Source organism: Virgibacillus sp. L01, from assembly GCF_052246775.1.
In the GTDB taxonomy this organism is placed as follows: Bacteria; Bacillota; Bacilli; order Bacillales; family Amphibacillaceae; genus Lentibacillus.
In genome coordinates this window covers 56,728-78,217 of sequence record NZ_JBQQCP010000012.1, presented here as the reverse complement: position 1 = coordinate 78,217, position 21,490 = coordinate 56,728, and the positions used below count along the sequence as shown (strand labels likewise).

24 protein-coding genes and 1 pseudogene are annotated in these 21,490 nt (G+C 36.1%); 10 read left to right on the top strand and 15 right to left on the bottom strand.

The window, feature by feature from the left end:
* Positions 1-63: 63 nt before the first annotated feature.
* Positions 64-285 (bottom strand): helix-turn-helix domain-containing protein, encoded by a 222-nt coding sequence (locus ACTWQM_RS18080; RefSeq protein WP_443259556.1) that lies wholly within the window; start codon positions 283-285, stop codon positions 64-66.
* A 10-nt stretch (positions 286-295) separates the two neighbouring features.
* Complete coding sequence (locus tag ACTWQM_RS18075; protein WP_443259555.1) at positions 296-778, bottom strand: DUF2975 domain-containing protein; 483 nt, start codon at positions 776-778, stop codon at positions 296-298.
* Positions 779-1,336: 558 nt separating this feature from the next.
* On the opposite strand from ACTWQM_RS18075, the pseudogene ACTWQM_RS18070 reads away from it, so the two are divergent.
* Positions 1,337-1,819: pseudogene (locus ACTWQM_RS18070) on the top strand (DUF3231 family protein); the annotation flags it as partial.
* Positions 1,811-2,350, top strand: coding sequence for a DUF3231 family protein (locus tag ACTWQM_RS18065; protein WP_443259577.1), 540 nt, complete (start codon positions 1,811-1,813; stop codon positions 2,348-2,350). The pseudogene ACTWQM_RS18070 and the gene ACTWQM_RS18065, both read left to right, overlap by 9 nt.
* Before the next feature lie 164 nt (positions 2,351-2,514).
* Here ACTWQM_RS18065 and ACTWQM_RS18060 read toward each other — a convergent pair whose 3' ends face one another.
* The 5 genes from ACTWQM_RS18060 to ACTWQM_RS18040 all read right to left on the bottom strand — a co-directional run bounded on the left by ACTWQM_RS18060 (position 2,515) and on the right by ACTWQM_RS18040 (position 7,925).
* Positions 2,515-2,871, bottom strand: coding sequence for a hypothetical protein (locus tag ACTWQM_RS18060; RefSeq protein WP_443259554.1), 357 nt, complete (start codon positions 2,869-2,871; stop codon positions 2,515-2,517).
* A 154-nt stretch (positions 2,872-3,025) separates the two neighbouring features.
* Positions 3,026-4,045 carry a DUF3231 family protein gene (locus ACTWQM_RS18055; RefSeq protein ID WP_443259553.1) on the bottom strand — a complete coding sequence of 340 codons (1,020 nt, stop codon included), beginning with the start codon at positions 4,043-4,045 and terminating at the stop codon, positions 3,026-3,028.
* Between the two features lie 103 nt (positions 4,046-4,148).
* A complete protein-coding gene (locus ACTWQM_RS18050; protein WP_443259552.1) occupies positions 4,149-4,583 on the bottom strand; it encodes a universal stress protein in 435 nt (144 codons plus the stop codon).
* Between the two features lie 426 nt (positions 4,584-5,009).
* The gene (locus tag ACTWQM_RS18045) at positions 5,010-7,595 is read right to left on the bottom strand and encodes a heavy metal translocating P-type ATPase (RefSeq protein WP_443259551.1); all 2,586 of its coding nucleotides are present in this window, start codon (positions 7,593-7,595) and stop codon (positions 5,010-5,012) included.
* A gap of 9 nt (positions 7,596-7,604) precedes the next feature.
* Positions 7,605-7,925: an ArsR/SmtB family transcription factor gene (locus ACTWQM_RS18040; RefSeq protein WP_443259550.1), complete on the bottom strand. Its 321-nt coding sequence runs from the start codon at positions 7,923-7,925 to the stop codon at positions 7,605-7,607.
* Positions 7,926-8,108: 183 nt separating this feature from the next.
* On the opposite strand from ACTWQM_RS18040, the gene ACTWQM_RS18035 reads away from it, so the two are divergent.
* Together ACTWQM_RS18035 and ACTWQM_RS18030 are read left to right on the top strand one after the other, a co-directional pair.
* Positions 8,109-8,789, top strand: a complete 681-nt coding sequence (locus ACTWQM_RS18035) for a DsbA family protein (protein ID WP_443259549.1) — start codon at positions 8,109-8,111, stop codon at positions 8,787-8,789.
* A gap of 3 nt (positions 8,790-8,792) precedes the next feature.
* Positions 8,793-9,230, top strand: a complete 438-nt coding sequence (locus ACTWQM_RS18030) for a disulfide oxidoreductase (protein ID WP_443259548.1) — start codon at positions 8,793-8,795, stop codon at positions 9,228-9,230.
* A 177-nt stretch (positions 9,231-9,407) separates the two neighbouring features.
* Here ACTWQM_RS18030 and ACTWQM_RS18025 read toward each other — a convergent pair whose 3' ends face one another.
* The 3 genes from ACTWQM_RS18025 to ACTWQM_RS18015 all read right to left on the bottom strand — a co-directional run bounded on the left by ACTWQM_RS18025 (position 9,408) and on the right by ACTWQM_RS18015 (position 11,879).
* Complete coding sequence (locus ACTWQM_RS18025) at positions 9,408-10,553, bottom strand: copper resistance D family protein (protein WP_443259547.1); 1,146 nt, start codon at positions 10,551-10,553, stop codon at positions 9,408-9,410.
* Positions 10,554-10,570: 17 nt separating this feature from the next.
* Positions 10,571-11,173: a copper resistance CopC family protein gene (locus ACTWQM_RS18020; protein ID WP_443259546.1), complete on the bottom strand. Its 603-nt coding sequence runs from the start codon at positions 11,171-11,173 to the stop codon at positions 10,571-10,573.
* Between the two features lie 409 nt (positions 11,174-11,582).
* Complete coding sequence (locus tag ACTWQM_RS18015; protein WP_443259545.1) at positions 11,583-11,879, bottom strand: hypothetical protein; 297 nt, start codon at positions 11,877-11,879, stop codon at positions 11,583-11,585.
* A gap of 260 nt (positions 11,880-12,139) precedes the next feature.
* On the opposite strand from ACTWQM_RS18015, the gene ACTWQM_RS18010 reads away from it, so the two are divergent.
* Positions 12,140-12,868: a M48 family metallopeptidase gene (locus tag ACTWQM_RS18010; protein WP_443259544.1), complete on the top strand. Its 729-nt coding sequence runs from the start codon at positions 12,140-12,142 to the stop codon at positions 12,866-12,868.
* Between the two features lie 529 nt (positions 12,869-13,397).
* Here ACTWQM_RS18010 and sda read toward each other — a convergent pair.
* Entirely contained in the window at positions 13,398-13,538 is a 141-nt protein-coding gene (gene sda, locus ACTWQM_RS18005) for a sporulation histidine kinase inhibitor Sda (RefSeq protein ID WP_443259543.1), read from the bottom strand.
* 642 nt (positions 13,539-14,180) lie between these two features.
* On the opposite strand from sda, the gene ACTWQM_RS18000 reads away from it, so the two are divergent.
* Complete coding sequence (locus tag ACTWQM_RS18000) at positions 14,181-14,660, top strand: DUF3967 domain-containing protein (RefSeq protein ID WP_443259542.1); 480 nt, start codon at positions 14,181-14,183, stop codon at positions 14,658-14,660.
* A 325-nt stretch (positions 14,661-14,985) separates the two neighbouring features.
* Positions 14,986-15,183, top strand: coding sequence for a hypothetical protein (locus tag ACTWQM_RS17995; RefSeq protein ID WP_443259541.1), 198 nt, complete (start codon positions 14,986-14,988; stop codon positions 15,181-15,183).
* A 367-nt stretch (positions 15,184-15,550) separates the two neighbouring features.
* Here the strand turns inward: ACTWQM_RS17995 and ACTWQM_RS17990 are convergent, their stop codons facing one another.
* On the bottom strand, positions 15,551-15,796 hold the full coding sequence (locus tag ACTWQM_RS17990) for a type I restriction enzyme endonuclease domain-containing protein (RefSeq protein WP_443259540.1): 246 nt from the start codon (positions 15,794-15,796) through the stop codon (positions 15,551-15,553).
* Between the two features lie 179 nt (positions 15,797-15,975).
* Between ACTWQM_RS17990 and ACTWQM_RS17985 the strand changes: the two genes are divergently transcribed.
* Positions 15,976-16,386 carry a TetR-like C-terminal domain-containing protein gene (locus ACTWQM_RS17985; protein ID WP_443259539.1) on the top strand — a complete coding sequence of 137 codons (411 nt, stop codon included), beginning with the start codon at positions 15,976-15,978 and terminating at the stop codon, positions 16,384-16,386.
* A gap of 117 nt (positions 16,387-16,503) precedes the next feature.
* Here the strand turns inward: ACTWQM_RS17985 and ACTWQM_RS17980 are convergent, their stop codons facing one another.
* From ACTWQM_RS17980 to ACTWQM_RS17970, 3 genes are all read right to left on the bottom strand, one after another.
* Positions 16,504-17,013 (bottom strand): YfiT family bacillithiol transferase, encoded by a 510-nt coding sequence (locus ACTWQM_RS17980; protein ID WP_443259538.1) that lies wholly within the window; start codon positions 17,011-17,013, stop codon positions 16,504-16,506.
* A 232-nt stretch (positions 17,014-17,245) separates the two neighbouring features.
* Positions 17,246-18,004, bottom strand: coding sequence for a twin-arginine translocase subunit TatC (tatC, locus tag ACTWQM_RS17975; RefSeq protein ID WP_443259537.1), 759 nt, complete (start codon positions 18,002-18,004; stop codon positions 17,246-17,248).
* Positions 18,005-18,108: 104 nt separating this feature from the next.
* Complete coding sequence (locus tag ACTWQM_RS17970; protein WP_443259536.1) at positions 18,109-18,309, bottom strand: twin-arginine translocase TatA/TatE family subunit; 201 nt, start codon at positions 18,307-18,309, stop codon at positions 18,109-18,111.
* A gap of 293 nt (positions 18,310-18,602) precedes the next feature.
* On the opposite strand from ACTWQM_RS17970, the gene ACTWQM_RS17965 reads away from it, so the two are divergent.
* A complete protein-coding gene (locus tag ACTWQM_RS17965) occupies positions 18,603-20,048 on the top strand; it encodes an alkaline phosphatase PhoX (protein ID WP_443259535.1) in 1,446 nt (481 codons plus the stop codon).
* 88 nt (positions 20,049-20,136) lie between these two features.
* Entirely contained in the window at positions 20,137-21,360 is a 1,224-nt protein-coding gene (locus ACTWQM_RS17960) for an esterase-like activity of phytase family protein (protein ID WP_443259534.1), read from the top strand.
* Positions 21,361-21,490 lie beyond the last annotated feature (130 nt).

The window sequence follows — 21,490 nt, the reverse complement described above, 5'->3', positions numbered from 1 at the left end:
CTTCAATCCTGCTTTTTTCTTTCAAATAAAAAGACCTAATTCTTTTTGAAGAAATTTAGTCAATTATCCTTGAACATCTTCGTCACTTTTGTATTCTAAAATGTCTCCAGGCTGACAATCTAAAGCCTTACAAATAGCCTCTAAAGTTGAAAGTCTGATTGCTTTTGCTTTTCCATTTTTCAAAATAGAAAGGTTTGCCATTGTTATTCCAACCCTCTCTGAAAGCTCTGTTACACTCATTTTCCTTTTAGCCAGCATCACATCAATGTTGATTATTATTCCCATGTTATTCACCTCAGACCGTTAAATCATTTTCTGATTTTAGATTAATAGCTGTTTGCAAAAGTCTTTGGAGCACAGCAGCAAAAACTGCGATCACCATTGAAGCAAAAATAACGACCATTCCGATTATTATCCCTGGTGCGTCGTCAGCCTTTGTAAGAAGATATAAGAATGGCATCTCTACAACATACAAAACAATAATTATGATCGCACAGTATTTTATAGTCTTTAAAGCCCTAACAGATAATTCCGAGAAAGCTTCGTTCCTGTCAATATAGCTTAAGAGTTTTAAAGTCTGAAATAAAGCAATGAAAAACGGTATCATTGCTGCATACATTCCAATTAATATTGGATATTGTAAATTTGCCAGCTCTGTAGGCTGCCAATATGGGGAGTCTGGGTTAAATCTGGATAATCCAAATATACACACAGCAAGAACTGGAGTTCCTATTAAAAAAACAGCTATTCTTAAAAAGAGTGTTGATCCTCGTTTCATAAAAAGCACCTCATTTAAAATTAGTAGTAAATTAATTTTAATACATTATTTATTGATTTTCAATAAATAGTTAACATTTATTAATATATTATTATCGTAATGTACTACTTCAACTTCAAAGAAGCATTCCTCATTACAAAGAAATGCTCCATACCTTCAGGTTATTCAAATGTCCCTTCGATACCTCAAAGAAATATAGTCTTCTCCTTCGACGTTCCCATAGGCCCCTTTTTCATGTATAAAACGAAACCCCTTTGCTTCATAAAATAAAATATCTTTAACATTTCCTTTTAGCATCCACTTTAATTTGGTTAATGTAAACTCCCTCTTCTAACATAATGATTACTTAAATAACACGCCGTTACTACGAATAAGATGTTATGCCTTAATCACATTATCCTTAAACTCCGAATTAAAAATATATAATTTGTATAAACTACCTTTAACCTCAAGAATTATTTATGTAAAAAATAAGTTAGATATGCGAATCGCCTTACATCCAGAAATTTTAATTTTATCAGCAGCTTTTAAACACTAAGGCATTTAAGGAGTGATAAAGTGGAATTAAAACAAGATAACAAACATAATATTAGGCTTACTTCTGCAGAGATATCGAGTCTTTGGACAACATATGTAAATAACACGATGTCTAAATGTGTCCTTCGTTATTTTTTAAGCAAAGTCTAGGATTCTGAAATTCGTTCAGTTGTTGAATACGCTTTAGATGTATCCCAAGAGGCTATTAGCGATATTGAAGGTATTTTCAAAGAAGAAAATTATCCGAAACCAATTGGATTCACTGACAGGGATGTTAATATAAATGCTCCTCGTTTATATTCAGATAAATTCTTTATTAATTATATTGACCAAATGGCTAAAACAGGTTTTTTTTCATATGGAATGTCTGCATCTTTATCATCACGATTAGATATTCAAGAATTATTTAATCGGCTAATAAAGTATACTATTGATATAAATACGAAATCAAAGGCAGTATTATTATCCAAGGGAATACATTTAAGACCCCCAAGTATCCCTAAGCCTAAAAAGGTTGATTTTGTTAATAAACAAAGCTTTTTAACAGGTTGGTTTGGTCGCAGAAAACCATTGTTAGCTGTGGAGATTGCAGATCTATATCATAACCTTCAAACAAATGCAATTGGGAAAGCATTAATTACAGGATTTGCTCAAACAGCGGAAACAGAAGATGCTCGTGATTATTTAAAACGTGGAAAAGAAATATCAAATAAGCATATTAAAATATTCACTTCGATTTTAACGGAGGAAGATATTCCAGTTCCAAGAAATTGGGATGAGGACGTGCTAGATTCAACTGAAGCCGCATTTTCTGATAAATTGATGATGTTTCACATTTCTCTGCTAAGTTCAAGTGGAATAGGAAACTACGGTGGAGCAATATCAACGAGTACAAGACGTGACTTAGCAACACATTTTTCCAGGCTTTTAACAGAAATAGCTCAATATACTGAAGATGGAGCTAATCTACAGATAAAACACGGATGGATGGAACAACCTCCACAATCAGTAGATAATAATGATTTAATAAAGTAATAAACATCATCTAGAGCAAATTTATAAGCTTATTTCTCCGTCAGTTCAATAAGGAAAGATTATTACTGTTGTTCTAGTAAAAAGTTAATTAACAATGCAAAAAGACCATCAGCATAAAACTTGATGGTCTTTTTACATCACATTTTTTTGAGGCACTTCAAAGTTCAATCTGCTATAACACCTTTGAAAACCATTCCTTGATCAAGATCGATAACTTCGAGTACATTTGAATTTTTTACATAAACACTTTTATATTGGGCGTGCCCATCTTCATCTTTTAGAATGATAACTCGCGTCTGTTGATTATCCTCGATGACCTGTGCCTGGTAATCATCTGAATCTACCTGTTCATCCAGTACAGTGAATTCCGGTAGTATGTCGACTGGATCACTATTTTCCGTAACTTCCACATTCGCTTGTGACTTTTTTGTTTTCTCTATTGGTAATGCACCGGCATCTGTTATACTTCCTGCAGACAATATTAGTGCTCCTGCAGCTGTAGTCATAAATAGTGATTTCATATGTTTTTCTCCTCTTCTATTTGACTATTTCCATCATAATCAAGAAATGTAAGAAAAGGCTTTGAAGAAAATTAGAAATTGGTGAGAATTAGACAACAAATAGATGACAAACATTTCCTCTATGTTTCAACTCACACAATTGGTTTCACACAATTTACTTCTTCTTCTTTGCCAATTCATCACGATCCAGTGCTCTTGGAGGTTCTTCAAGCCACTGATTTTTGATCATGATGTTTGCTCCGTCTTCAGCGTATTTCAGGATTTCGTTCAATAGCCGATTATAAGTAGCACCTAAATCTCTTCTTGGACTCATCGACATACTAGATCCATAAAAGCCGACACTTAGTGCTATAAGACCAGTACTATAATACATCATTATCTTATCCGAAAATGTATAAGTTGTAGAATCTGTAACAGTATCATCCATCTTTGCTGGAGCAGGCACATCGTCCTCATGCAGAATGGACCCAAAAATTTCGCAATGTTTCTGAGAAATTTCCTTACCTCTCATCAAAAACTTACGTACATCCGTATTCTTAGCCACTTGACTAAACCCAATCATAGTAGCCGATCCCAACGCATTTCGCTGATAATTACCAAACAGATTAACAATTTCTGAACCTGTTAATGGTCTTCTCTCTCCAAAGTATCCTGTTAAAAAGTTTTGGCTTTTTACGAAATCATAGCTTTCAGGTTTTGGTAAATATGGCATATTGATGTAAAGTCCTTTTGACTGCAGAACCGTTATCAACGTTTTAAGAAATCCAGTTTGTTCATAAACACATTCTGAGAAGTAATTAAAAACATCCACCCTGCCAGCCATTGACAAGCTAATACTATATGCCTCCAATGCAATTTGTGCACCTTGATGCAGGTAACGTAAGATATAGTCATCCGAATACAATTTTGGTGCGTTGATGTCAACATCTTCAGTTGGTTTAAAACCATAAGGTATCGGATAATTGTCATTCGTAAATATTGCCCTTAATTTAATTAAATGGGACTGAGATAAATCTAATGCCTGCTGTACAAGGGGTTGTACTTCACCATCAGAAACCTTCCCCAAAAAATATTGTAATTTACATTCCAGCGCACTATCATTCATATATGCTGCCCACAACTGTGTAATCTCCGATGAGGTCATTTCCTGATTCTCATTATTAATATCATTCACCTCCAACCAGTATAAATAATAATAATACTTTTTCCATATGGAGGAATTATTATGCAAACAAAAACCAGCCCACAAATGAATGAGCTGGCAGTACTTTAATAGTTTATTTAATTACTAAAATTGGACACGTTGCATGGTGAACAATATTTGTACTTACACTTCCAAGCAGAAGTTTTTTCACTCCACCAAGACCGCGACTCCCAACAATAATCAGGTTAATCTCATGATCGTCAGCATATTCGCAAACCTTATCTCCTGCATTCCTTTGGGAGTAATCCACTAAAACATCCGTGTAAACGACTATGTCTTCCGCTTCGAATTCTTCTTTAATAGTCTGTATCTCTGGACGTAGACTCTCCGCTATTTCCATTTCAATATTACGTGCCATTACGACATTTGTGTTTGGGCCAGTTTGTGTTACAACTGAAATAACATGAACCTCAGTCTCAGGTACTCCTGCAGCCTGTAATCTTGCTTCTTGAAGCGCTTCTTTACTTAGATCAGAACCATCATAAGCTACGAGAATTCTTCTTTTCATAATCAAGCACTCCCCCCTCACCAAATTAGGAAGGTTTATCCCTACTTCAATTATACCAAATAGGAAGAAGTTAAAGTACGAGTTATTGTTGAAAAGTTTGGCATTATTGTGACGGTAATTACGGCCATAAGAATGTACCACTTCTGTTATGTTTTTCACCAGCTATTGTCATCCTTTTTACCTCCTATCGCAAATGCATTTACCAATGGGTATCTTGATGAAAGTACAGATTTACAACGTTAAGGATTTTGAAGAAAAGCCTAGTACCTCCGTGTTTTAGCGAGGAATTAGGCTTATGGCCTTCCACAAACTGTCCCGATAATGGATGATTGACATTTAAATCCTGCATATCCTAATCTCTAGCTGATGATTTATTTTTGATAATATCGAAAAACTGTTCATTTAGATATCGAACAGTTTTCCTGACTACCCTTCGACTTTTAGTAAACGTAATGCATTTAAAATCACAATCACTGCAGCCCCTGTATCACTCAGTACTGCCATCCAAAGTGTAAGCCATCCCGGAAATATAAGAACCAATGCAATGAATTTTACTATTAAGGAAAACCATATATTTTGTTTGATAATTGCTAGAGCTTTTCTGCTTAATTTAATTGTATGTGGCAATCTTTCCAGGTTATCTGCCATTAGAACAATATCAGCAGTTTCCATAGCAGTATCGGTTCCTGCACCACCCATAGCAATCCCCAAATCAGATGTTGCAAGTGCAGGAGCGTCATTAATACCGTCCCCAACCATTGCTACTTTGTGTCCTTCACTTTGCAATTGCTTAATTGCATCCACCTTATCTTCTGGCAATAGTTCTGCAAAATATCGATTCACATTCGTTTCTTTTGAAATCATTTTTGCCGTGCCTTCATTGTCACCTGTAAGCATTGCCAACTGATTCACACCGACTTGTTTCAAACCATTTAACGCCTTGACAGTAGTATTGCGGATCGTATCAGAAACTGAGATAATTCCCATTATTTCCTGTTCTGTTCCGATTATCACTACTGTTTTTCCTTGACTCTGTATCTCGTTTACGTCAGCCTCTATTTCTCCCAATGCTATATTCAGTTCTTCAAACAATTTTAAATTACCGGCATAATAGATCTCTCCACCGATTGTTGCTTGAACACCTTTACCAACAATACTTTTAAACAACTCACCATTTTTAGGCTGGTTTCCTTTGTCTTTTGCGTATTCAACTATCGTTCTTGCTATTGGATGGGTGGAGTAATCCTCTAATGTGAATGCTAGGGATATTAATTCATCTTCTGAGGCCGATAACGTCCTGATTTCAGAAACTTTTGGCTTTCCTTCCGTTAATGTACCTGTTTTATCAAATGCAATAGCATTAATAGCTCCTGCTTTTTCTAAGAACGTACCACCTTTTATTAATACACCATTCTTCGCAGCATTACCAATAGCAGAAACAATGGCGACAGGGGTAGAGATAACCAATGCACAAGGACAAGCCACAACTAATAATGCAAGCCCCTTATAAACCCATTCTCCCCAAGCACCGAAACCAAAAAGTGGTGGTAGAACAATTACAGCTAATGCTAAAACAAACACAATAGGTGTGTAAACACTTGCAAATTTATCGATAAATGCTTCGGTAGGCGCCTTTTGCTCTTGGGCTTCCTCAACAAGATGAATGATTTTTGCAATTGTTGTATCTTCTACTAATTTAGTTGCCCTGACTTCAAGCGAACCACTTTCATTAATCGTTCCAGCATAAACTGTATCTCCAATTAATTTATCGACTGGAATAGATTCTCCCGTTATTGGGGCCTGATTAACACTGGAATCACCTTGGATGATTTCGCCATCTAACGGAATTCTATCACCAGGTTTAATAATAACAATTTCTCCAACCGAAACTTCTTCTACTGGCTTTTTAACTAATTCAGATCCAATTTTAATCCATGCCTCTGATGGTGCTAAGTCCATGAGATTCCGGATAGATTTCCTTGTTTGCTCAATTGACCTATTTTGGAGTGCAGTACCCAATGCAAATAACCATACTACTGTTGCACCTTCAAACCATTCCCCGATCAAAGCAGCTCCAATTGCTGCAGCAGACATCAGAACATTCATATCCAGCGAACGGCTTTTCACAGAAAAATAAGCACTTTTTACAGGCTTATAGCCACTAATTGCGATGGCAGCCGCATATAAAATAGTTGATATTATTGTGGGTGATCCGGCGTACGAGCCGATGAAGCCTAGAGCGATTAATATACCAGATAAGGTAATTAATCCGTATCCTCCCTTGCCTTTCGTCTTTTCTGCGGCTTTAGCTTTATTGCCATCCGAAAGCAAAGAGGCTTTATAACCGATTTTTGACACTTCTGAAACGATGTCATCGATACTATTTTCATGATCCACCTTCATTTTTCCGGTTGAAAAATTAACACTTACATTATTAACAGATGATATAGAACTTAAATGGTTTTCAATACTTTTAGCACAACTACCACAATCCATTCCCACAACATCATATGTTCTGCTATTTTTGTTTTGTTTCATGGGCTCAGCCGTATACCCCAGTTTTTGAACTTTGTCTTCTATACTATCAAGAGAAAGGGCACTGCTGCCTGATACTTGCAACTTCGCTGTATTGTAATTTACTTTTACTTCTTGGACATCCTTTACCCCACTTAATCCTTTTTCTAAGGTTAGAGCACAAGAAGGACAATCCATTCCGTGTATCCGATACTCAACTTTTTCACCTTTGTCAGATATTGTGTTATTATTAGGCGTTTCTTCAACTTGATTGTGACAACAGCTTGATTTCTCCAAAGTGGCATCATTTTCTTTGCTACTGCAGCAAGATTCATCGGTAGCAGTAACTGCTATTCCTTGAAATGAATTTTGACTGCTGCAACAACTGTTCTCTTCTTTTCTAGTTGTAACCGCCTTTTCGTTCTGACTACTGCAATCGCATTTATTATTTTCTGCGGGTATAAGTTCTTCCTCTGAACTACAGCATTTATCAGCCATTATTCCACCTCATTCAATATGATTTTCACAATAAGTAACGTCGTTTTGAACGTCTTCTAGCACAACATCAAACATCGTCAATAAATCGCGTACCAGTTGATTTCGTACCCGGTAAAACACATATTTACCGTCTTGTCTCCCTACAATAAGCCCACAGCCTTTTAGACACGCCAAATGCTGAGATATGTTTGATTGATTGCCATCTAGAACATCAACAATTTGTGAAACTGTTTTTTCCTCTTCTTTTATAGATTCGAGTATTTGAATTCTTGTTTTATGTGAAAAACCATGCAAAAACTTCATCTTCGTATCCATATCAACCTTCATCATGCGGTATCCCCCACTTATATTAGACATCACTAATGTGTTTTGTTAACATCATATTAGCAATATCTAATATGTGTGTCAAACGAATGAATAATTGTGAAAATTGATTGAACAATATTTGTTTGGCTCAAATTATAGAAAGATTGATGATAGTATTAACATTACATAAGAATATGAAGAGGTGTTTTGATGAAAAATAGTAATTCGCCATTTAAAATTGTTGTAATTATCACATTAGTTATTGTTGCATTACTAATTGCTTTGGTCGTTATGATCAACAATAATCCCGAGTCAAACGAGGAAAAAGCGCTTGATAAACAGCCATCAATAGAAGGACAACCCACTTTGGGAGACTCTAATGCTCCAGTAACCGTTGTCGAATTTGGTGATTTTAAGTGTCCTGCATGTAAAGCTTGGGGCGAAAACATCTTCCCACAATTAGTTAGTGATTATGTGGATACTGGAAAAGTGAAATTTTCATTTATAAATGTTTTATTTCACGGTGAAGAATCAAAGTTAGCTTCACTTGCTGCCGAATCAGTCTATAAGCAAAACCCTGAAGCATACTGGGGATTTCATAAAGTGCTTTTTAAGGAACAGCCAAGTGAAAATCATGACAGTAAGTGGATAACAACTGAGAAAATTCTTGAAGTCGCTAGAAGTGTATCGAACATTGATACAGAAAATTTAAAATCAGCAATCGAAAACGATTCAGAAATGAAAGAAGTAAATAAGGATACAGAATTAGTAACAGAATTCGACGTAAAGCTCACACCAACTATTATGATCAATGGAACAATGATTGAGGATCCATTTGATTATGAAGCAATCAAAAAAGCTATAGAAAATGCATTAGAGGGGAACTAGGGTATGACTAAAATAGATAAAAGCCAGTTAATTCTTTATCTTGCCTGGTTAGTCTCAGTGGTCGCAACACTTGGAAGTCTTTATTTTAGTGAAATAAGAGGTTTTGTACCATGTGAACTTTGTTGGTATCAACGCATTTTAATGTATCCATTAGCTTTAATACTTGGAATTGGCACATTTCAAAATGATTTAACGGTTAAAAAGTATGTACTGCCATTATCAATCATTGGCTGGTTCATTTCACTCTTTCATTATTTGGAGCAAAAAGTTCCGGGCTTTGCAAAAATCAAACCTTGTGCGGACGGTGTTCCATGTAGTGCTGAATATACAAATTGGTTTGGATTTGCAACAATTCCTTTATTGGCGTTAACAGCTTTCATGTTAATAGCAATCTTCATGTTACTTATAACGGCACATAAAAAGCTTGATTCTAAAGACTAGAGGTGCAATTCCATTGTGGAAGTGCACCTCTTTTACATTAACTGATGATAAAACATTAGTTCACAAAATTGTTCGGATAAGTGTTGGATAAAAGTATTTATGAAATTGATTCTACTGATTAATAAAAAATCTTTTGTAAACCAATATATAAACGATAAATTCAAAATGGCAGTTCAACTACTGTACTCCCATCATTATTCCAAAATATACAGATAAAACCATCAATAAAGAAGAGAATGTCGACGCAAAAACGGATTTCTTCTTAGTGGCTGCGAGAATTGTCAATAACATAAATATAAAAGATAATCCAAATAACAAATAACTTTCCAATCCAAAAGTTACTGTAACATTAAATATCCCAGTACTTTCAGCATTTTGTATAGTTTTTACGATGTCCCCATCATATATTGTTGTAAACAAAGGAGAAGCTCCATAGGATTTTATCAAGCTATAGATTTGGTGTGGTGGCCATGACTGCCCCATGAATGCTGTGAATCCAAATACAATTAAAGCATAAACACTTTCTAACCTTGCCCACTTCAATGGATTAAACGAATCGTTATTATATTTTTTTCTAGAAATAACCCCATTGAGGAAAGCAAATAATACTAGTGAAATAATAAATATATGCTTTATGACTAAAGCTTGTCCATAGTTAACAATAAGACTATTTTGGTATTCCTGGATAATAGTTGCATTGGGATCATCATAAGAATTAATATCAATTTGCATTGTAAAATAACCTGTAACAACTGTGATGATAAGGCATGTTATTGCAACAGGAGTGAACCATTTAAGAAACGTTAACCAGTTATTTTTATTTTTGGAAAACCAGCTAACAACAAACAAAATACCTATCCAAATAGTAATTGACAGAAAATGAAGTGTATGGAAAACGAATCCTAACCCTTCAGTAATGGTTGCCGCATGGCTTGACTTTGTATAGCCAAAGAGCATTAGCAATGTGAGCACAAGTGCCCATGTAGTTAAATGTGTCTTTGATTTTAAGTTTTTAGCCAGTAATACACATATCAGGACGATGGTTACAAATGTAATAAACAACCATGCTTTCCCGATTTCAAATGTCATTATCACGTTTTTTAAAATGAACCAGAGATTGCCGTCACCTGCTAAAGTATTTGCGGTTTGGAAGACTGGCAGAAAAGCTGTTATCGGTATTAGACCTACTGCTAGATAAAGGATCTTTTTCGGTATATACATGGGAGGTCTTTTATTCTCAGGAACCATAATTAGAATCAAAGAACCGATAAGAACTGAAAAGCAGATATACAATATAAACTCAGTGAATGAGACTAAAAGCATTTTAATTTATCCCCCTCTTATTTTTTACGTTTACTAAGCAACATCCAAGCTAATAACGCTAAAGCTGCAATAATAAGTAATATAATCATTCCATTTACTAAAGAAAATTGCTCATTGGCAATGCTTGTATCTTGTCCAGATGCGTCCTTTTGTTCTGCCTCTCCCCCATTTTTTTGGGAGTTATTAGGAATTTCAGAGCTGTTGGTTTGATCATCCTCCGTTTGCGTAGCATTTTCCTCTGACTCTTTTGTTTCAGGTTCTTTTATACTAAAAGAAAATTGATTTTCAATAGGGTGTCCGTCTGCACCAACAATTTCAAAATTTAACTGATATGAACCCGGTTCAAGCGGATCCTGAAATGTTGCTTCCAGAACATCGTCCGTTATCTCAACAGACGCAGGTTGTATTTCTTCCCCCGCATTATTTACCAGGTAAAGTGTACTTCCGTTTTCAACTTTAGTGTTAAAATTTAACTTTATGCTTTTTATGCTTTCTTCTAGTTGTTCTCCATCTTCAGGTGTTGAGCTTTCTAAAACAGAATGTGCACTGGCTAAACCGACTGGATTGATAATAATTAACACCATTGCGATTAACGATAACAAAGGTTTTCCTATTTTCAACATGTAATCTCCCTTTCTTTTCTCTCATACAACTAAATCGTACCATTAACTAATTGATAGATAATTCCTCTTTCCTAAATGTAACTAAATCGTCAAAAAAAGTGCTACTAAATTGAGGATACAGGCATGAAATAATCCCTCATTAATTGCTAAATGGGTTGATTGTCTTATTCTAATATCCATGAACTGTAGATTCTATAAGCATAGATGTTAATATTTCCCTTGGTCCAACAATTGGTATACGGTTTAATACTAACAACTCTTGTTTTACATAAGAAACCATTATTTTTAGCAGAGTTTAGTATTTCTTTGAATGTAAACAGACGATAAATTTGCAAAAAAAATAAGATGCTTCTATCCCCCCCATATAAAAATTAGGAAATATTCAGCATCAATTGTACAGCATTATTTAATTTACTAATCTGTTTAAAAGTACACTATGTTCCCCAAATCCTCGTGACAAAAAGGAAACATCATTTTCTATATTAACTAGCCGATTATCCATTCTATCCATTCGTAGCTCGATACCATCCATACGTTGCTCCAGACCAGTCATACGATGTTCCAGACCGTTCATTCGTTGCTCCACGCTATCCAATCTATTTTCTACCTTATCTATCCGGCTATTCACTTCTGCAAAACTCTCGTGCATTTCTTTAAACCCTTGACGTACAATTCCTGCTAATTCATCCAGATTAATTGCCATCACCACCTTACTGTTCTTGTAATTGATTATATCATATTTACTGAAGGTGATAGAAATGGTGAAGATTTCATTTTAGCCACCTGCAGTCTGCAGAAAATACTATTTCATATAAGGGATTTTTAGGTCTTACAGTAAGACTCTTGAATCAAAACTAAATTTTGCCTTATTCTTGAAATAGGTACTATTCCCTTTAATACTTCTATTTAAATGATTTCGGTGCTATCATAAACCTATAAACAACTAAAAGGTTCGTGATCCTAATGCCTACACTAAATTACGGAACAACAACTATAGACTACATACGCTACAACCAAGAACGTAAAGACTTGAAAATATCGGTAACTATCGTAAACGGGGTCGAGGTGTACTCACCTGATAACCTTGATGATAAAGATCTTAATGACTTACTTAAAAAGAAAGCACCGTGGATTCTTAATAAAATAAAAGAACTGAATCAAGTTGAAGCATCTATTCAGCCAAAGGAATTTGTCAGCGGGGAAAAGCTGCCATACCTAGGACGTAACTATCGACTTAAAGTCCAACGCGAGCCTGTTACGAATGCTGATCTTTCCTTGTATCAAGGCAGGTTCATTGCAACCGTTCCAAAAAATTGGCAACAAAGTCAGGTCCAAGAAACGTTAGAAAAGCAACTTATCCACTGGTACCGCCAGCATGGTGCTAAAAAACTGCAGGAACGGGTCCAGCATTACCAAACACTTATGGCTGTCACACCAGAATCGGTGAATTTCCGCACACAGCATAAACGTTGGGGAACATGTACCCCAGATGGTGATATTTATATTAATTGGCGATTGATTATGGCGCCAGTAAAAGTGTTAGATTATGTTGTTGTGCATGAGCTTGCACACCTTAAAGTTCAAGATCATTCAGCCGAATTCTGGAAAATAATTAAGTCCGTTATGCCAGACTATGAAAAACGAAAAGAATGGCTCCGTGTAAATGGAATGTCCCTGCATTGTGTCGGATGAAAAATAGAGCATGATACCTGTCAATGGTGCCATGCTCTATTTGTGGATATAAAAGGTGTACTAACGCTGATGATTTCTTTCGGCATGTTGATTTGTTGTGTCCGGAAAAATGAAAAATACCCCCTCCTGTGCTTAAGTTAGATCGTTAGGGATTACCTGATCATTGTGGCCTCCCTCTCTGGTGGGATTGGTCTATTTAATCATTCCATGTTATCGCATGGGGCGGTTTTTAATATGGTATGGACTACTAAAGTAATTAGAACACAGTTTGTATTTCTGAAAACATTTTTCAACAGCAGATGTACCATGCTCTTGGTTTGCATTATCTCGTGATGATTACGGCCATCAGAATGTACTATGTCTATCATGAAGCTTATCTGAATTTTCACTAGCAGTTACCTTTTTGTGCACACAAAAAAAGCACCTTATCAAACTCTATATCAATTAAGGTACTATTATATAAACCTACAAATCTAATCTCAGCTTCTATAAAAGTCAATAAATGAACTTTTTCTTTATATCCATAACCCTAATCAGCGTCGGGATCACTCAAGTCTAATTTTCGTTGTTTCATTTCATCTGCAATGACTGAGATAAACTCTGGGTCTAAACGCAACTTTTTTGCTTTTATATATGCTTGAATTAATGCTTCATCAGAAAGCTCTTTCATGGTTCCCAACACGTCCTTTCCATCTTAATAACTTGTTTTTTATATGTATTACCCGTTATCATGCCATCGCTAGAACAGGAGACGTATTCCGTTAGGTGTAAGTTTCTTGCAACTAGCGTTAAATAAACTTTTTTCTTTAACACATTTAATTTGATGTGCCCGTTATTTCGTCATACAAAACACCATTTATTATAATTTCAACAACTTCAATCACACCTGAAGAGAACGTATGATCTCAATCATATAATGAGGGAAAGAAATTATCAAGCTTTCTTCCTTTATCACTCAAGCTAAAAGTGATGGACTTTTCTGTTTGTGAACTTGTAATCAGTGGAAAAAATAACTTTTTAAATGGCCCCCACAGCCATTCTAAAAGTTGAATTTTCTAGGGCCTGAACTATTTTTACAAGTGTATAAATCAGTGTAATGGATACAATAGCTAGTACAAACCCCGTGGCAGCCTTTTAACTTCATACGTAAATTGCTTTAATACCTCTTTCGTAAAATCGGTGCGTATTGAAATGCGATTGCGCACATAGTAAAATACACAATAGAAATACTAAGAAACAATGAATGTTTTGCAGTGTTTATACGTTGAGAAACAGTTCATTGTTAGGACAATATATGAGGAGTGGGGCGAGGTTGAACAGAAATCAAGAAAAAACGCAAAAGGTGTACAGTAGCCGCGAATCTGCGGCTTTATTAAATATTAAAGAGTCAACTTTACGAAAATATGTTTTATTGCTTGAGGATGCTGGTTATAAGTTTCATAAAAATGAGTTAGGACACCGGGGTTATTATGAAAACGACTTAATTTCTCTAAAAAAGTTATTAGAGATCAAGGAATTCCCTGAAATGACACTTAAACAATCAGCCTCTGCAGTAATGTCATGGGTTCAAGGTGATGATTTGTCAGATGCCGATATATATGATAATATATTGTCGTATAACCGTCATAACGCGAGTTATAACGACCTACATAAAGAAATACAGGAATTTAAAAAAAGACATGAAGCATACAATCAGACACTAATGGAGCGTATGGAAAAACAAGAAAAAGTTCTTATGCGCGCTCTGAATGAGATTCAGGAAAAGGTTGCAAAACTATTAAAAGAACGATGATTTTCTTAAACTGAATGGGGGTATATAGGTTGACCTATTGGGACAGGACTCACTTCAGACGAATGAACGACGAATTTGAAAGAAAGCTTAATCGTTCACTGACTGATAAGGAGAAGGAATTTCTTAGATGGCTTGCAACGAAGCACTGTTCGGAAATGTCTTCGCAGGAAAGCAACCAAATAGTTAACCATGACAGGTAAGTTTTATGTACTTCCATTATTTTTATGCTATCCACTAGGGCTGAAATATCCCTCCAGGTGTTGGTAAGTTAAACTAGTGATGATAAAATATTGTTTCATTTAAAGGTGAAAGGAAATGGTGAAAGATGGGACCATTACAAGATATTATGGGTGTCGAAGAGGCTTCATTGTTATGGGATTTATCACCTGGCTATATCAAAAACCTTTGTGCTAATAATCATGTGCAATGTAAAAAGATTGGAGGAACTTGGGTGCTCGACAAAAATCAATCAAGCCCCAAAAAAGTTAAACCCTCTTCACTTAATGCTGATCCAAGTGATTGACAAAAAATCACCCCGCGAAGTTTACTCAGGCAAGTCTTAATAAATCAGATTACTATTTGTTTTATTTCATAACCAGCTGATAATTGATCCAAGTGTTTTACAAAATCATAATTTCCTCTAGTAATTTTACTAAAACTCCTAATCTTCCTTTCTATACCGATTGAAATTACCCCACATGTGCTTTAGCTTAGCCATAAGGAGTTATCCCTTAATGTGCCTCACCCTTTGGATGGGATTGGCTATTTAACCATTCCATGCACTAACATGGAACTGTTTTTAATATTATATAAATTTCTATGGTTATAACACAGGATACCACTGTACACGTTTTAATCTATTAACTGTAGATGTGTCGTGCCTAGGTGCATTAGTATGCAGTATGTTTATAATGTACTTCAGCAGGATCCATCAATTGTATGGCAAGTGCTTCTACTTTTGCACCAGGGCAGTTATATTTTCGTAGTTTCTTCTTAATTCGCCTGTGAATTTCACGTTTGACATCATCCTTTACAGTCCAGTCAATGACAGCGTGTTCTCTGATTATTCCTGTAACGATATGCGTCAGGTCTTTCACGTCTTCTTGTTCGAATTCCTCTAGTTCCTTTTCGAGCATTTAATAGAAAGGATATTCCTTTGGTTCGAAGCCATGCTCAACACTTTCTTCTGTATTATTGCGCATAACATTCATGACAGAGGACATAACAATAACTGAAATCGTTAATGTAGCAGATTACAATAGCGGAACTTTTTACGCCCACTACGAACAAAAGACAGATCTTTTGAATGAGATATTTGAATGAGATAATTGAAGATATTTTCGAGGAGATGGAAGAATCTTTTCGAAAACCGTATCAAGACTTAACAGAAGTCGAGTTTAAAAATTTATCACCTAATTCAATTGTTTTATTTGACCATTTTTTAAAGAACAAGGATTTATATAAACTTATGTTAAGTTCGAAAACAAATTATAATTTCCGTGAAAAAATGACTGCTAGGTTGGATCAGTTATTTAGAGGCGATTTCGAACTCTCAGTTTCAGAGATTGGCCCGAACATTGATATTAATCTTTTTAGCACTTATCGTATTCATGGCATTATTGGGTTAATACTTGAGTGGATAGACAATGATTTAAAAATTCCCCTCTTACATGGGAGATCAACTTATCCATATTTTAAGCTTTTACACACCGAAAATCTATATTAAAAAATAATCCATTAAGGGTATCTAATACTGAATCATTCAGATGAATACAGTTGAATAGATCTTATTCCAAAAAATTGGCTTACCGAGTTCGATAAGCCAATTCCATACAGTATTGTATTATTTTGATAATGCAATTTTTATATGGGCTAAGTGATGCTCTTCATGCCAAGCTAATTTTGCAACTTTTGATGCAACTGTTATTTCACCGTTTTTCGGATGAGTAAAACCCCGATCTAATTGTTCTTCAGTTAAACTAGATCCTAAAGATACAATGCGCTCGTTTATACCTTCTAGCATTTTAATAGAACTTTCTGCAGGAAGTTTTGTATCCGGCTGAATAGCCCACTTTTCCTGATCAAAACCTGTTACTGTTGGGTTATCATCTGTTAAAGCAAGCTTCAAACGCTGATACATGTTCAACTGAGAATCTGCAATGTGATGAACAAGTTGGTGAACTGTCCAGCTGCCATCACGATATGTTCTGTTTAATTCTTCATTACTTAATGAGTCAACAGTTTCTCTTAATCGAACCGTGTAAGTTTCGATTTGCTTTAGCCATTCTTGAACATTTTCAAGTGTTACTTTTCCAGGAACCTGTAATTCCCCAATTGGAAATCTTACATCCATTTTCAATCCCCCGTTTCCTAATTGATTAAATTTTACTTGTCTATTATTTCATAAACTCTTTATATTTTAACATAAATATCTAATTCTCTTATTAAATGTTGTTCAAGATTTGATGCTTACTCTAATCTTACGCCCATTTGCTGAAAACCAGCTTTTTTCACATAATACTACTTTCTACAATTGAAAAACAGGAAAACTCATACATTCGTCATTAATTATAAATTCACTCTTCCTATCCTTTCAGTAAGTCTTCATCCTGTTTAAGTTTCTTCACCTCAACAAGCTTGGACAAATAGATACTGATTTCATATAGCAAAATAAGTGGTAAGGCTAAGATAACTGGCATTATTAAATCTGGCGGAGTAAGCATAGTACAGATAACAATTAAGGCAAAATATGCGTATTTCCTTATTTTTCGCATGTAATCCGGGGTCAACACTCCAATCGTTGTCAAAAACATGGAAACGATCGGAAGTTCAAATAAGATGGCAAATGGGATGATAATACGGAACATAAATTTAAAATATTGATCCACTGTTAACATGACGTCAAACATCCCCTCTGATAATGACAGAATAAACGGGAATATTTGTTTAATATATATCATATAACCAAATATTAAACCTCCAATAAATAATAAAAACAGAAAAGGAATGTAGGATAATGAAATTTTTTGTTCGGATGTTGATAAAGCCGGTTTCACAAACGCCCAAACTTCATAGGCCAGGACCGGGAGGATTCCAGCAACTGCTACCAGCCCCGCCATACTGAAATATATCCATACAATTTCTGTAGGACTAATAACCGTTAAGTCCGTCTCGATATCATTTATGAAAAAAGCATAAATGTCCTGGACGAAAATTAAACCTACTGCAAAAAACAGAATAAACAAGACAAATGTTACAATCAGCCGATTTCTTAATTCCGTTAAGTGTCCGACGAGATTCATCTCATCATCATTATTAGATCTCCATTTTATCTTCCTCGCCAATTTGAACATCCTTCCCCTCTGCCGTAAATGAAGATGTAAGGTCAGACCCTACACCTTCCTGATCAAGAAACTATTTTTCCACAGCCCATGAAAATTTAAATCATTTAGGCGTTTTTATCTTCTTTCTTATCCTGTATTTTTGGATCATCTTCGTCATCCTTTGTTAAATCCACAGCAGCACTTTTAAATTCTTTCAATGTTTGACCAGTGGCTTTCCCGATTTCCGGAAGTTTTTTTGGTCCGAAAATAACTAGCGCAATAACCAGAATTAAAATTAATCCTGGAATACCTATCGTTGATAACATAAGGGCACCATCCTTTAATTATTTTTTTAACTAGCTGTCTTCTTCAAGCATGTAGTCTTTACACAAAAGATGAAACTTACGACAAGAACTTTTAACTACATAGAATGAAAAGGATCTATAATCTATCATTATTTAATCATAGTCTAACATGATTATCTGGATAAAATAATCCATACTTTCTAGAATTTACTAAATATTTACACTATATTATTATCTGCTTAATTTTTCCTTGTTACGCTTTAATTAAGGTAGCAAGAGTTACCCAATCAAATTTTTTAAAGGAGGAGTCTTGTTTGGATAAAAAACCTGACATGAACAGACGTAATTTTTTAAAAGTTAGCGGGATTACGACGGCGACAGTAGCATTGGGAACAACAGGTATACTTTCCTTAAACGCTAATAGCAACAAGGCATTCGCAGGATCTGCTCCCTCAAAAGGTTCATTCGGGGGATACGGTCCTCTCGTTAAGGATCCGGGTGGCGTGATGAATCTTCCACAAGGTTTTCAGTATCGAATTGTTTCTGAAGAAGGTAAAAACCTGTCAGACGGACGACCTATTCCAGGCATGTTTGATGGGATGGCAGCATTTCCAGGAAAAAATAATACTACTGTTCTTGTACGTAACCATGAATTGGACGGAAATACCGATAACCCTGTAGTTGGAAAAAACCCTTACGATAAAGAGAACACGGGTGGAACAACATCGCTTATCGTGGGTAACGATCGTACAGTGCATAAGGAATATGTAACATCATCGGGAACAATCCGAAACTGTGCTGGTGGTGCTACACCATGGGGAACGTGGATTACTTGTGAAGAAACCCTTGAAACAGGACATGGCTATGTTTTTGAAGTAGATCCACATGACCCAGAGAGTAATCTATCCAGGACTCCTATCAGGGAAATGGGCTCCTTCTCCCACGAAGCAGTGGATGTGGACCCCGCCACAGGAATTGTTTATTTAACCGAAGACGATAGTCCAGAAAGCTATTTTTATCGATTTGTGCCAAAGGACCGGAGCCAAAAGATTGGATCGCTCCATAAAGGCGGAACGTTACAGGCCGCAGCTTTTGAAGAAATGAGCTCCAACCATATGAGTGAATATTATTCCAGCCAGAAGCTTGGTGTCGTTTGGAAGGACGTTGATCCTGAAAAACCTACCCTGGATGCCCACAATAAAGGGTGCATTCGGTTCTCACGCCTTGAGGGCTGTCATTTTGTTTCTGGGGTATTCTGGTTTTCTGATACAGACGCAGGCGAAAAAGAATTAGGAAGAGTTTATCGTTATATCCCGGCGACCAATACGTTGGAAATCTTTTATGAATCCACAACAGATAATGATTTAGAGGCACCGGACAATGTCACTATCACTCCATGGGGAGATTTGTGGATCGTGGAGGATGGCAGTGCATCAGACAGGATTATCGGATTAACACCGGAGGGAGAAACATATCTCTTTGCTGAGAATGTGCTCAATAATTCAGAAATGGCTGGCCCAACATTTTCGCCAGACGGGAAGACCCTGTTCGTCAATATTCAGTCGCCTGGACTGACATTAGCAATCTGGGGACCGTTTTCTCGAAGAAATGCAGCCCGTGGAAGAATGATGGGACATGCTGCACCACCAGAAAATTACGGACCGTGGATTTCTGATAACCTAGCTTCTTTTGCGGAAGTTCAGGGTATTTCCACTTTAGAAGCTGCTGCACTGAATCGTCATGGCATGCCAATTGTATAGCATGAAATCTATCATAAATAATAGGGACGTTTCTGTTCCTATTATTTATCTGTATTTTATAAAGAGTATTTGGAGGAGGTTAGATATAATGGCGATAGGAAACAAAAGGTTCTTGGCAGGAATTGCTGCTGTTTGTATTACCACTTTTATGGTGAGCACTAATTCAAGTGTCGCCCATGCAAATGGCCCACGAACCGATCAAACCACACCAATCTTAAAAATTAGTCAATTGAGGGAACCTACGCATACTGTTGATCGGATGAGATTGATCGAATCATTTATACTTCCTTACAACCTAACCTTTAAAGGAACGGTGGTTGGAGGAATTTCAGGAATCACGTATAACCCTCACAACAATAAATGGCTGCTTATAAGTGATGACCGCTCCAATATAAATCCAGCTCGCTTTTATTCGGCTAAAGTCAACTATAACTCCGAGGGCTTTCAAACCGTCAACCTAACTGATGTAACCAATTTAAAACAGCCGGACGGCACCGTCTATCCAAACAGTGAGGAATATCAATCACAAATTGAGGGAGTCGTACCAGATCTAGAATCAATTCGATTTGATCCTCTGACCGATCTCATCTGGTATACCAGTGAAGGCAACCGTTCCCTTGGCCTAAACCCTTTTATTCGTCAGGCATCATTAGACGGAAGCTATGTATCGCAGCTTTCTGTTACAGATACATCTAAAATCGATTCCCAATCTATAAAAGAATTTCGCAACAATTTGGCATTGGAAGGAAGTACGTTTTCAGCTGATGGGCAAACATTCTGGACAGCAATGGAAGGTCCACTGATACAGGATGATACATTGCCAACTCCAGAGTCTGGTGCATTAACACGGATCACACAATATGACAGAGAGGGAAATGCACTGGCCGAATACGCTTATCCATTGGATGCTATTCCAAAAGATCCTGGCGAAGGGATGCATGCAGACAATGGGGTAACTGAAATATTGTCCATTAATAAACAGGAACTTTTAGTACTAGAACGTGCCAGTGTACAGGCAAATGATGGCAGTTACAGTAATTATGTCCGCATTTACAAAATCAGTATTAGCGATGCAACCGATATTAGTGGGATGAAGTCCATTAGTGAAAATGAAGTAACTCCATTAAAAAAAGAGCTAATCGTTAATCTCAATACTCTTGGCTTGGATAAAGTGGATAATGTAGAAGGAATGACTTGGGGTAAAAAGCTGCCAAACGGAAACGATAGCTTGGTGCTCGTTTCTGATAATAACTTCAATGGCAGCCAAATCACACAATTTATCGCATTGGAAGTTTTCCAAGAAGAAAAGTAATAACCCAATAAACTTAAAATAAATAAGAGAGAGTCGTTCAAAGGCTCTCTCTCTGCTACTGTTTTATAAGATAAATGCATTTACCCAGCTATATCCATTCTCAACTAAAAATTTATCTGTCTATGCAAAA